An 11,617-nucleotide genomic window follows, 5' to 3' on the forward strand; every position below is an offset into this window, starting at 1 on the left:
CATGACGGAGTGGTGGACCTACACGCTGTCGGACTTCCTGATGTTTTCGCCCAGGACCTACTGGCGCCTGGTCGAGCTCTACAACCGCGACTTCTGGCCGCTGCAGCTGCCGCTGCTTGCGGCTGGCCTGGCCGCGCTCTGGCTGGCCGCTGTCCGGCGCGTACAAGCCTTTCGCTGGCTCGCCGTTGCGCTCTCGGCCGCCTGGCTGTGGGTGGCTTGGGCTTTCCTCTGGGAGCGTTATGCCACCATCAACTGGGCGGCGCAGTACGTGGCGCTGGCCTTTGCCGCGCAGGCTGCGTTGCTGCTGGCCGCGGGCTTGGTCTGCGGGCCGGCATCCCGGCCGCCCGGGACAGCCATGCGCGGTTTCGGCGGGCTGCTCGCTGTGGCCGGCTTGTTGTATCCCCTGGTGGGCCTGGCTGCCGGCCACCCGTGGGTGCAGGCCGAGGTCTTCGGCCTGGTGCCCGAGCCGACCGCGCTGTTCACGCTGGGCCTGCTGCTGCTCAGCGGACAGCCGGCCTCACGCGCGGGCCGCGCCCTGCTTTTTGCCATTCCCCTGCTCTGCCTGCTGCTGGGCGCGGCAACAGCCTGGACTTTTTTGAATTGAACGCCCCGCCATGACCCAAACCGCGTCCGCCGCCGCCAACCGCCGCAGCATCCTTTGCATGGTCGGCGCCATGGGCTGCTTCGTCACCAACGACGCCCTCGTCAAGTTCGCCAGCCAGAGCATGCCCAGCGCGCAGCTGATCTTCATCCGCGGCGCCATGTCGGTGCTGCTGGTGCTGGCGGTCGCCCATGCGCTGGGCGCCACCGCCCGCCTGCGCGAGGCCACGCGTGGCTGGGTCGCGAGCCGCGCCCTGGTCGATGCGACCGCCACCATGCTCTACCTCGGCTCGCTGTTTCACCTGCCCATCGGCAACGCCACCGCCATCAACCTGGCGGCGCCGCTGTTCATGACGATGTTCGCCGCGCTGTTCATGGCCGAGCGCGTGCGCGGCGCGCGCTGGCTGGCCGTCGGCGTCGGTTTCCTCGGCGTGCTGCTGGTGATCCAGCCGCGCGCCCAGGGTTTCAACAGCTGGGCGCTGGTCTGCCTGCTGGGCACGCTGTTCCATGCCGCGCGCGACCTGATGACGCGGCGCATCCACGCCGGCATCCCGTCCATCCTGATCACGCTGGCCACCGCGGTCGCGGTCACCGTGGTGTCGGGCGTGGGTTCGCTGCTGCAGGGCTGGCGGCCGTTCGGCGCCTTCGAGTTCGGGCTCTTGGGCCTGGCCAGCGTGTTCCTGACCGGCGGCTACTACTTCATCATCAGCAGCATGCGCCAAGGCGAGATGACGCTGGTCGCGCCCTTTCGCTACAGCGGCCTGCTGTTTGCGCTGGTCCTCGGCTACGCGGTGTGGGGCGAGGTGCCCAACACCCTGGCCTGGTTCGGCATCGCGCTGCTGATTGGCTCTGGCTTGTATGTGCTGGTCAGCGAGAAACGGCGTTTGCCCGTGGCCGCCACGGCGGCGCCGCCGGACTGAGGACGGCATGGGCAGCAGTCCCTCCATCGATTTCATGGCCTCCTCGCCGTCAGTTGCACGCCGGCTGATAGGCGCCACGCTGCTGGTCGATGGCGTGGGCGGGATCATCGTCGAGACCGAGGCCTACGACCGCGACGACCCGGCCTCGCACAGCTTTGCCGGACCCACGGCGCGCAACGCCGCCATGTTCGGCCCGCCCGGCCATGCCTATGTGTACCGCTCCTACGGCATCCACTGGTGCCTGAACATCGTCTGCCGCGAAGCAGGCCATGGCGCCGGCGTGCTGATACGCGCGATCGAACCCGTGGCCGGGCTGGACACCATGCGTGCGCGGCGCGGGCTGGACGACGTGCGGCTGCTTTGCGCCGGACCCGGCCGTGTGGGCCAGGCGCTGGGCATCACGCGTGCGCACAACGGCCTGGCCATCGATGCACCGCCGTTCGAGCTGCTGCCCGCTCCGCCAAGGGTCAAGGTGGTCAGCGGCCCACGCATAGGCATTTCCAAAGCCGTGGACCAGCCCTGGCGTTTCGGCCTGGCCGGCTCGCCCTTTCTGAGCCGGCCGTTTCGTCAGTGGTAAGGTCCGAACAGCCCCTGAACTCGCACCAGGAGACGACATGAGAGCCCCTCGTTTTTTTCACCACCACCGGCGCACCCGGGCCTGGTCCGCCCGGCTGGTGCTGCTGGCCGGCCTGTGCCTGCCGGCCGCTGCGCTTGCCCAGCCGGCGGAGCGCACCATCGACGTGCAGGGCCACCGCGGCGCCCGGGCCCTGGCGCCGGAAAACACCCTCGCGTCTTTTGCCCTGGCACTCCGCCTGGGCGTCAGCACGCTGGAGCTGGACATTGCGATCACGCGCGACGGCGTGCTGGTGATCAGCCATGACCCGACGCTGAACCCGGACATCACGCGCGGCCCGGACGGCAGCTTCCTGGCGTCGCGCGGCCCGGCGATTTCCAGCCTCAGCTATGAGGAGCTGGGCCGCTACGACGTGGGCCGGATCAAGCCGGGCACGGCGTACGCCAAGCTCTACCCGGAACAGCGCCCTGTCGACGGGGCGCGGGTTCCGCGCCTGTCCGACCTGTTTGACATGGTGAAAAAGTCGGGCAACGAGCAGGTGCGTTTTGCGATTGAAACCAAGGTGTCGCCGCTGGCGCCCGAGCTCACGTCCAGCCCCGAGGTGTTGGCGCGCGCCGTGGTGGCCGCTGTCCGGGAGGCGAAGCTGGCGTCACGCACCGCCATCCTCTCCTTCGACTGGCGCACCCTGAAAACCGTGCAGCAGGAGGCGCCCGACATTCCCACCGTGTACCTCAGCATGCAGCAGCGCGGCTTTGACAACATCGGCGAGGGCCAGTCAGAACCGTCGGCCTGGACCGCGGGTCTGCGTTACCGGGACCATGGGTCGGTCCCCAGAATGATCAAGGCGGCCGGCGGCCACAGCTGGTCGGCGTTTCACCGCGACCTCAGCGCCACCAAGGTGAAAGAGGCGCAGGCACTGGGGCTCAAGGTGCTGGCCTGGACAGTCAACGAACCGTCCGACATCGCCGGCATGCTGGACCTGGGGGTGGACGGCATCGTCAGCGACCGGCCGGATCGGGTGTTTGAAGCACTCGGGCGCAAAGGCCTCAAGCCATTGCTCCCCGTATCGGTGCCGGTGCCGGCGACACGTTAGCCGGCCACCGTCCCGGGCGCCGGCGCCAGCGCCGTGCGCCGCACCCGCCGCACATTGAAGGCGCTGGCAATCAGCACACCCTGCATCAGCGCCAGGCCCAGCAACACGCCGCGGAACTGCCCGTGGTCCATCATCACGCCGAAGATCAGCGGCGAGATCGCCTGACCGATGTCCAGGCCGGCGTAGACCACGCCGTAAACGCGGCCCGAGGCATTGTCGGGCGTCGAACGTTTGACCAGCAGGTCGCGCGACGGCCCGGCGATGCCCGACGCAAACCCCATGACCCCAAACAGCACGGGCACCATCCACGCCGGAAAACTGCCCAGGGCCAGCAACAGCGCCACCACTGCCGCCAGCCCGAAGCCGGCGCCCACGACGCGCTCGCAGCGCGCCGGGTCCGACGCGAGGAAACCGCCCAGCACCATGCCGCCCGCGCTGCACACCATGTAAATCGTCAGGCACATGGCCACCAGGCCCAGCGGCACCTTGTGCAGCTGCCGCGCGGCCTCGGGCGCGAAGGCCTGCACCACGCTGAGCACGATGGCGTAGCAGAAGAAAAAGGCGAAACACATCCACACCGCCGGGATCTTCAGGAAGCCCAGCGAGCTGTCGGCCGCCGGCGCGCCCTGGACCGGCGGGACGATTTTGATCGTCAGCTTGTCACGGTGCAGCACCAGCACGGCCAGCACGGCAAAAGCCAGCACGCCGGCGGCCGCCAGCGCCACCCGCCATGAGTACGCAAACGTCAGCGTCACCACCAGGGCCGGCGCCAGCGCCCAGCCCAGGCTGCCGGTGATGCCGTGCACGCTGTAGGCATGGCCCAGGCGCGGCGCGCTGACCTTGCGGTTGATCAGCGTGTAGTCCACCGGATGGAACACCCCGTTGCCGATACCGGCCAGCACGGCAAAGGCAGCCATCATCCAGTAGCTGGTGCTGACGGCATAACCCAAGGCCGCCAGCCCCAGCAGACTCAGGCCGGCAAACAGGATGGGCCGGGGCCCGAAGCGGTCCACCACAAAACCCGACAGCGCCTGCACCGCGCACGAGACGACAAAAAAGATCGTCATCAGGAAACCCAGCTCCGCGTAGCTCACGCTGAATTCTTCCTTCAGCCACGGGAACAGCGGCGCCAGCAGCAGTTGGCTGAAATGGCTGATCATGTGCGCCAGCCCGACCAGGCCGATGACCCCGGCATCCTGGCGCAGGCTGACGGCATGCAAGGGCGGCGTGGGGGCGGTGCTTGTGATGCTCATGCGGCTATCGTAATATCCGGGCTGGATTCCTGAATGCGACAGAAAGACATCATTTAGCGAATTTCAGCCAAAGCATGCGACGCCGTCCCACCCAGCCCCAAAACAGCACCGTCCTGGTCTCCGCGGACGGCATCGGCGCCTTCGTCCCGAGCCGCCAACGGCCGGTGCGGGTGCGCACCCGCAACATGCCGGCCGACACCCACTTCGAGCCGCACCGCCATGCCTGGGCGCAGCTGGCTTATTGCGCCACCGGCATCGTGCAGGTGACCGCGTCCACGCCCGAGGAAGTGACCTACATCGTGCCGCCCTCGCGCGCAGTCTGGATCGCACCGGGCGCGCTGCACACCATCAATGTGCTGGAGGCCGCCGAGTTCCGCACCCTGTACATCGACGCCAGCGCCAGGCCCGCGGGCTGGGACAGCTGCCGCGTGCTGGTGGTGTCGCCACTGCTGCGCGAAGTCATCCATGCACTGGACAGCCCGCGAGAAACCCTGAGCGTGGCGCGTGAACAGCGGCTGGCCGGCCTCGTGCTCGACGAACTCACACGTGCCGACACCCAGGCGCTGGGTGTGCCCATGCCGAACGCGCAAACCGGCGACAAACGCCTGCGCGCCCTGTGCGAAGCGGTACTGCGCGCGCCGTCGGAGCGTGCCACCCTGGCCGGATGGGCCGCCGACATGGGCGCCAGCGAACGCACCATGGCACGGCTGTTCCGCGAAGAACTGGGCACCAGCTACCAGCAGTGGCGCCAGCAGGCCATCCTTGCACATGCGCTCCCCCTGCTGGCGCGGGGCACGCCCGTCAGCCAGGTGGCTGCCGCCAGCGGCTACGCCAGCGACAGCGCGTTTTCTGCCATGTTCAAGGCCGCCATGGGCCAGTCGCCAAGCCATTTTCAGAATAAAAATGGGCTCTAGCCCTTTTATTACATGCGCCAACAGCTATTGATTCAATAGCACGCCAGGCCTGAGCTGGTCACGTGCCGCACCCTTGACCTGCATCAAGTCAGTGCGGCAACCAGGGCGCTAGCCTGAGCCTTTTCACTGAATGCGGAGGCAGCACACCATGGATTTGCTCGACTGGGCGCGCGGCCCCCTGCTCGCGGTCGCCATCGCGGTTTTTGGGGTCGGCGTGGCATGGCGGCTTGTTTCGCTGTGGCGCCTGCCAGCGCCCGCAGGCCGGCCCGCACCGGCGCGCGAGGCTTTCGGTACCACCGACGCACTCAAGGCCAGCCTTTTCCGCATGGCGCCGCACCGCGGCTTTCATCCCAGCGCCACGCTGGTGACGGTCAACCCCTACGTCTTTCACATCGGCCTGGCCCTGGTCTTCTTCGGCTACGCGCCGCACATCGCCTTCATCCGCCGCCTGACCGGCCTGGGCTGGCCGGCCCTGCCCGACATGGTGATGTACATCGCCGCGGCGGCCACCCTCGTGTCGCTGCTCATCGCCCTGCTGTTCCGGCTCACCGACCCGGTGCTCAGGAAAATATCCCGCGCCGACGACATGCTGACCTGGGCGCTGACCATGCTGCCGCTGATCACCGGCATGGCCGTCGTGGGTGAACCCTCGTCGGCCCTGCTGGCGCAAGCCAGCCCGCTGTACCGCGGCCCGTTGGCCGTGCACCTGCTGAGCCTGGAGTTGTTGCTGATGTGGTTCCCCTTCGGCAAGCTGATGCACGCCTTTCTGGTGCTGCCCAACCGCATGCAGCTGGCCCGCTTTCTCGGCCGCCGCGGAGTACGCACATGATCGACATGGCCGTTTTCAAACAATTCCAGGAGGCGATCCGCCACTTGGGCGAGATGGCGCAGCCGGAACCCCTCACCGACGCCGCCCGGCTGTCGCGGGCCAAGGCCGTGATGCACCGCAAAACCGACCGTGCGCTGGCCATGGACCTGGAGTCCTGCGTCAACTGCGGTTACTGCTCCGAGGCCTGCCATTTCTACCAGAGCACCCAGGACCCGAAGTACACGCCGACCCGCAAGCTCGACCTGCTGCGGCGCGTGCACATGCGCGAGACCTCGGCGTTTGCGCCCCTGCATCGCCTGTTCAAGCCCGACATCACGGTCGCCGACCTGCAGGAATGGCAGGAGCTGGTGTACGACTCGTGCACCGAATGCGGCCGCTGCAGCATGGTCTGCCCCATGGGCATCAACATCGCGCGCGGCGTCAACGTCATGCGCGAGGCGCTGTCCGAAGCCGGCCTGGTGCCGCTGGAACTGATGGCGGTGGCTCAGGAGCAGGCCGGGCGCGGCACGGTGTTCGGCGTCGGCCCTGCCGAACTCGCCAAAACCGTGGAAGCCCTGCGCGCGCAAGGCATCACCATTCCGCTGGACGAACCCGCCGCCGACGTGATGCTGGTCACCACGGTTATCGACGTGCTGCTGTACCAGGACGCGCTGGCGGCCACGGCGCGCATCCTCAACCACCTGGGCCTGCGCTGGACGCTGCGCAGCGGCGGCTTCGAGGCGGCCAACTTCGGCCTGCTGTCGGGCAACGAAGCCCTGCAGAAGGCGGCCAGCGAGCGGCTGATCGCCGAGGCGCTGGCCGTGGGCGCGCACACCGTCATCCTGCCCGAGTGCGGCCACGCCTACCCGGCGCTGCGCTGGGAAGCCCGGCTGCCCGGCGGCGAACCGCTGCCCTTCGAGGTGCTGGCCGCCTCGGAGTTTGTCGGCCGCGAGATCGAGAGCGGACGGCTGGAGGTGCGTTCAGGCGACACCCGGCAGGTCGTCACCTACCACGATGCCTGCAAGCTGGCACGGCACGGCGGCGTGATCGATGAGCCGCGTGCGGCGATCGCGGCCCTGGGGGTGGAATTCAGGGAAACCTCCCCCACGGCAGAACTCAACTGGTGCTGCGGCGGCGGTGCCGGCGCCTTCCTGATCAACCGCGCCGCGCCACTGCGGCACAAGGCCTGGGAGATCAAGCGCCAGCAGATCGACGCCACCGGCGCCGACGCGGTGGTGGTGTCCTGCGCGAGCTGCCGTCTCAACTTCATGGAAGGCGCAGAGGTTGACCAGTGGTCCACACGCATCGTCAGCCTGGTCGAACTGGTGGCCGACCACCTGCCCGGCGACACGGCGCACTGAGTGGCCATTTGCGGACCATGCAGGCCATCCATCCACGCAGACAGACCGGATCGCTCCAGCCTTGAAGCAGCCCTGCGGCGCGCCTGGCAAGGGTAACCCGCTACCATGGGCCGATGAACTCTGTCCACACTTTGGTAAAAACACGTGAAACATGGCGCAGCGCCGCAACGGGTCTGGCGCTGGCCCTGCTGGCCGCCACCGGGCAGGTGCACGCCCAGGCGGACAGCGCCAGTCACCCGGGCCTGCTGCGCGACATCAACGCGCTGCGGCAGCAAGGCTGCGCAGGGCAGCCCGGCAAGGCTGCACCCCTGCGCGAGAACGCCGCCCTGTCGGCCGCCGCCGCCCGCCTGTCCGGTGGTGACAGGCTGGAAGAGGCACTGAAAACTGCCGGTTACCGCGCGGTGAGCGGGGCGCAGATCGTGCTGCGCGGCCCGGGTCACGCCACCCAGTTGACGGGGGCCGGCCTGGGCAAGTCCTGCAGCCTGATCACCCAGCCCAATCTGACCGAAGCCGGCTTTCACCAGCAGGCCGCCCAAACCTGGATCGTCGTCGCCGCACCCTTCTCAGCCCCCGACGCTGCGCAGGCCGATGACGTGCGCTCGCGTGTGCTGGCCCTGGTCAACGAAGCCCGCGCCCGCCCACGCCGCTGCGGTACCGAGTTTTTCGCCGCGACGCGCCCGCTACGTTTCAGCGCCAAACTGCAGGCCGCCGCCGCTGTCCACGCCGCCGACATGGCACGCAACAACTACTTCGACCATGTCGGCCGCGATGGCAAACATGTGGCAGACCGCGCCAGCAACAGCGGCTACAACTGGCGCCGCATTGGCGAAAACATCGCCGCCGGCCAGACCCAGGCCGAAGCCGCCATGCGCAACTGGCTCGACAGCCCCGAGCATTGCGCCAATGTGATGTCGCCGGACTACACCGAGATGGGGAGCGCCTTTGCAGTGAACAACAGCAGCCGCGCGGGCATCTACTGGGTACAGGTGTTCGGGTCGACCAGGTAACGGACGGCCGCGCGACTGGGCCGCTCGTCCGGCTTTGCGAACCCAAAGCGCCACCAGCCCTTATCCAGAAAGCGTTTATAGCTATCAAATAAAGAGCTAGCGTCCGCTGCTGCTGCTTTCCGGTTTGTCACCCCGCCTTCGGGGTTCCGGTGGAAAGCGAACCCATGCCGCCGCAACCAGCAGACCGAACAGCGAGTAGCCGACGGCGAACACCCACCACGGCGCCTCGTAGTACAGCACGCGCTGCAACCAGTGTTCGATGAAGCCGCCGCCGTAGCCGGCCATACCGGCCCGGGCACGCAGCCACATCTCCAGCGCGGTCAGCGGGCACACCATGCCCAGCCAGGTTTCGGCCACCACGACCCCGATCGCCGCCAGATGCGCCAGCCGGAACCAGAGGGCATTGACCCAGCGCCAGCCGCGCAGGTTGCCGGCAATCACCAGCAGCAGGCCGCCCACCACAAAGGCCACGACGGCGACATGCAGCGTGAGCACGATGTCGGCGAGCAAGAGGTAGGGCATATCGGCGCGCATTGGGCAACTCAACCACTCAGGCCGGCTGATCCATCCCCAGCGCCACAAACTCGCCCTCGAGGCGCCCCGCCACCGCGCCCGCAAAATGCAGCACCGACACCACCGTGATGCGCGCCTTGCCCTTGCGCCGGAACATGCGCACAAATTGATGCCAGGCCTCAGCGTCCGGCGCGGCGGCCGTCGCGGTGAAGCGGCCCACGATGGGCTGCTCATACGACATGGTGTTGCGCTGGATCACCAGGCGGCTGGCCAGGCCTTCGGCACTCAGGCGCGTGTGCAGCAGCGACCAGGCGGCCAGGATGGCGACGGCCGACGCACTGCCGCCGAACACGGTGTCGCGGTGGTTGATGTTGGGCGCCAGCGGTGCGCTGAGCACGACCTCGTCGGGCGCGGCCTGCACCACGCTGACCTGCATGGCCCGGGACAGCGGAATGTGCGCATGGAGATAGGTTTCAAGTTCGCGGGGGGGACATGGTGCCCTTTCAGGTGTCTGCCAGAAGCAAAGCGTAGCAGCCCGTGGACAGCCTCGTCCGGTGACTGGGCTTACCCGGCGTTGCGCACCGGCATCACATGCACCAGCGCCAGGTCGAGCCGCACACAGACGCGTTGTCCGGGGGCCAGCGGCGCCGCTTGCGGTCCGGACAAGGTGAGCCGCAGCAAGGCGCCGGGGGCCGGCTCCAGCAGCAGCGTCACCAGGGTGATTTCCCCCAGGTGGCGCAGCTCGGCCACGGTGGCGCAGAAGTCGCCGGGCGCCTGCGACGGGGCGTCGAGCAGGTGAATGCCCTCGCCGTGAATCACCCAGCTCACGGCCTGGCCCGGCTCCAGGCGGCCCTTGTCGCGCACGCGCAGCACGGTGGGGCGGCCATCGCCACCCGCACCCGCCGGTGTGCCATCGGTCCAGCGCAGCAGGCCCCAGCCCGCCTCGCCCGATGTCTCGTCAGCACCCAGCCATACGCCGTGAAAGCGGTTCTGGATGCCCACCAGGTCGGCCACCCGCGCGTTGCGCGGCGCGCGGTGGATGCTGGCCGGCGCGCCCTGCTGCAACACGCGCCCGGCGTCCATCACCACCAGCTGGTCGCACAGCAGGCGTGCCTCGTTGAGGTCGTGCGTGACCAGCACGATGGGGATGTCCAGCTCGCGCCGCAGCTCGGCCAGCAAGGCATACAGGCCGTGGCGGCTCATCTGGTCGACCGCGGAAAATGGCTCGTCGAGCAGCAGCAGCGCCGGCTCGCGCGCCAGCGCCCGCGCCACCGCCACACGCTGCTGCTCGCCGCCCGACAGGTGCGCGGGCCGGCGCGCCTGCTGGCCGGGCGTCAGGCGCACATGGTCGAGCCAGTGGCGCGCCCGCTCGCGGCGCTGCTCGCGCGGCAGGTGCAGCAGCGCCAGCGCCACGTTGTCCAGGGCGCTCAGGTGCGGCATCAGCGCGTAGTTCTGGAACACCAGGCCGACATGGCGTTGTTGCGGCGGCACAAACACGCCGCCGGCCGTATCGCACCAGACCTGTTCGCCCACCAGCACACGCCCCTGCGCCGGACGCATGAGTCCGGCCATGATGCGCAGCATGGAGGTTTTTCCGGCACCCGACGGCCCCACCAGGGCCAGCATCTCGCCCGGCGCGCAGCGAAACTGCGCCGACAGGGCCATGGGCTGGGCCTGCTCCACCTCGACCACCAGCGCCCTGCTTGCCGGTGCGCTCATGGACGACGCACCAGCCGGGCCGACGCGACAAAGGAAAAACCGACCGCCAGCAGCGACAGCAGCAGCAAGGCCAGCGACATCTGGTTGGCCGCCGCCAGGTTGAAACCCTGCACCTGGTCGTAGATGGCAATGGCGATGGTGCGGGTTTCACCCGGGATGCTGCCGCCCACCATCAGCACCACGCCGAACTCGCCCAGCGTGTGCACAAAGGTCAGCACCATGGCCGACAACACGCCGGGCCAGACCAGCGGCAGCTCCACCCGGCGAAAGGTCTGCCAGCCGCCCAGGCCACTGACGGCGGCGGCTTCGGCCAGATTGCGGGGCACGGCCTCAAACGCGCGCTGCACCGGCTGCACCATGAAGGGAATGTTGAACACGAGCGAGGCGATCAGCAGGCCCAGGAAGTTGAAGGTCAGCTCGATCCCCAGCCACTGCCGCGCCCACTGCCCGATGGGCGAGCCGCCGCCCAGCGACACCAGCAGGTAATACCCGAGCACGGTGGGCGGCAGCACCAGCGGCAACACCACCACGGCTTCGACCCAGGCCTTGCCGCGAAAGCCGGTGTAGGCCAGCCAGCGGCCGGTCAGCACCCCGGCGGGCAGCAGGATCACCAGCGTGACGGCGGCCAGCTTGAGCGAGAGAAAAAGGGCGGACCAGTCCATGTCGGCTTAGGGCCTGTTCACACTATTTATACAAGTGCGAACGCGGTTAAAACAGCGCCAATCTAGGCGCGCGACGACGCTCAGCCTGGGCGGCTGAGTTAGGAGTGCAACAACGAGTGGCGCTGTTTTAACCACGTTCCCTCCGGGTTGCGGCCAAAAAGACCATGCGCAGCGTTGCAAAGCCTTGCCGGGC

The 11,617-nt window shown here is 68.4% G+C and carries 13 protein-coding genes; 8 read left to right on the forward strand and 5 right to left on the reverse strand.

The annotated features are described in order from the left end of the window. The first annotated feature begins 1 nt into the window (after position 1). The 4 genes from B7G53_RS15120 to B7G53_RS15135 are packed head-to-tail and all read left to right on the forward strand — an operon-like array spanning position 2 to position 3,187. Entirely contained in the window at positions 2–604 is a 603-nt protein-coding gene (locus B7G53_RS15120) for a DUF6064 family protein (RefSeq protein ID WP_096669137.1), read from the forward strand. 10 nt (positions 605–614) lie between these two features. Continuing rightward, positions 615–1,520 (forward strand): DMT family transporter, encoded by a 906-nt coding sequence (locus B7G53_RS15125; RefSeq protein WP_096669139.1) that lies wholly within the window; start codon positions 615–617, stop codon positions 1,518–1,520. A gap of 7 nt (positions 1,521–1,527) precedes the next feature. Next, positions 1,528–2,097, forward strand: a complete 570-nt coding sequence (locus B7G53_RS15130; RefSeq protein ID WP_096669141.1) for a DNA-3-methyladenine glycosylase — start codon at positions 1,528–1,530, stop codon at positions 2,095–2,097. A gap of 37 nt (positions 2,098–2,134) precedes the next feature. Further along, positions 2,135–3,187, forward strand: coding sequence for a glycerophosphodiester phosphodiesterase (locus B7G53_RS15135; RefSeq protein ID WP_096669143.1), 1,053 nt, complete (start codon positions 2,135–2,137; stop codon positions 3,185–3,187). On the opposite strand, the gene B7G53_RS15140 is transcribed toward B7G53_RS15135, so the two are convergent. Beyond that, positions 3,184–4,440 (reverse strand): MFS transporter, encoded by a 1,257-nt coding sequence (locus tag B7G53_RS15140; protein WP_096669145.1) that lies wholly within the window; start codon positions 4,438–4,440, stop codon positions 3,184–3,186. The genes B7G53_RS15135 and B7G53_RS15140 overlap by 4 nt on opposite strands. Before the next feature lie 74 nt (positions 4,441–4,514). Here B7G53_RS15140 and B7G53_RS15145 point away from each other — a divergent pair, with 74 nt between their 5' ends. The 4 genes from B7G53_RS15145 (at position 4,515) to B7G53_RS15160 (ending at position 8,530) form a co-directional block, all read left to right on the forward strand. Further along, positions 4,515–5,354, forward strand: a complete 840-nt coding sequence (locus B7G53_RS15145) for an AraC family transcriptional regulator (RefSeq protein WP_096669147.1) — start codon at positions 4,515–4,517, stop codon at positions 5,352–5,354. Between the two features lie 148 nt (positions 5,355–5,502). Further along, entirely contained in the window at positions 5,503–6,183 is a 681-nt protein-coding gene (locus tag B7G53_RS15150) for a hypothetical protein (RefSeq protein ID WP_096669149.1), read from the forward strand. Beyond that, positions 6,180–7,523: a (Fe-S)-binding protein gene (locus B7G53_RS15155; protein ID WP_096669151.1), complete on the forward strand. Its 1,344-nt coding sequence runs from the start codon at positions 6,180–6,182 to the stop codon at positions 7,521–7,523. The genes B7G53_RS15150 and B7G53_RS15155 overlap by 4 nt, the downstream gene beginning before the upstream one ends. A gap of 113 nt (positions 7,524–7,636) precedes the next feature. Beyond that, complete coding sequence (locus B7G53_RS15160) at positions 7,637–8,530, forward strand: CAP domain-containing protein (RefSeq protein ID WP_096669153.1); 894 nt, start codon at positions 7,637–7,639, stop codon at positions 8,528–8,530. A gap of 96 nt (positions 8,531–8,626) precedes the next feature. Here B7G53_RS15160 and B7G53_RS15165 read toward each other — a convergent pair whose 3' ends face one another. Genes B7G53_RS15165 through modB form a run of 4 tightly spaced genes read right to left on the reverse strand, consistent with a single transcriptional unit; the run spans position 8,627 to position 11,424 of the window. Then, entirely contained in the window at positions 8,627–9,064 is a 438-nt protein-coding gene (locus B7G53_RS15165; RefSeq protein ID WP_255250025.1) for a DUF2784 domain-containing protein, read from the reverse strand. A 16-nt stretch (positions 9,065–9,080) separates the two neighbouring features. After that, a complete protein-coding gene (locus tag B7G53_RS15170; protein ID WP_096669155.1) occupies positions 9,081–9,665 on the reverse strand; it encodes a YiiD C-terminal domain-containing protein in 585 nt (194 codons plus the stop codon). Next, a complete protein-coding gene (locus tag B7G53_RS15175) occupies positions 9,608–10,762 on the reverse strand; it encodes an ABC transporter ATP-binding protein (RefSeq protein WP_096669157.1) in 1,155 nt (384 codons plus the stop codon). Before B7G53_RS15175 ends, B7G53_RS15170 begins: the two co-directional genes overlap by 58 nt. After that, a complete protein-coding gene (modB, locus tag B7G53_RS15180) occupies positions 10,759–11,424 on the reverse strand; it encodes a molybdate ABC transporter permease subunit (protein ID WP_096669159.1) in 666 nt (221 codons plus the stop codon). Before modB ends, B7G53_RS15175 begins: the two co-directional genes overlap by 4 nt. Positions 11,425–11,617 lie beyond the last annotated feature (193 nt).

Source organism: Polaromonas sp. AET17H-212 (assembly GCF_002379085.1).
Taxonomy (GTDB): Bacteria; Pseudomonadota; Gammaproteobacteria; order Burkholderiales; family Burkholderiaceae_C; genus Polaromonas.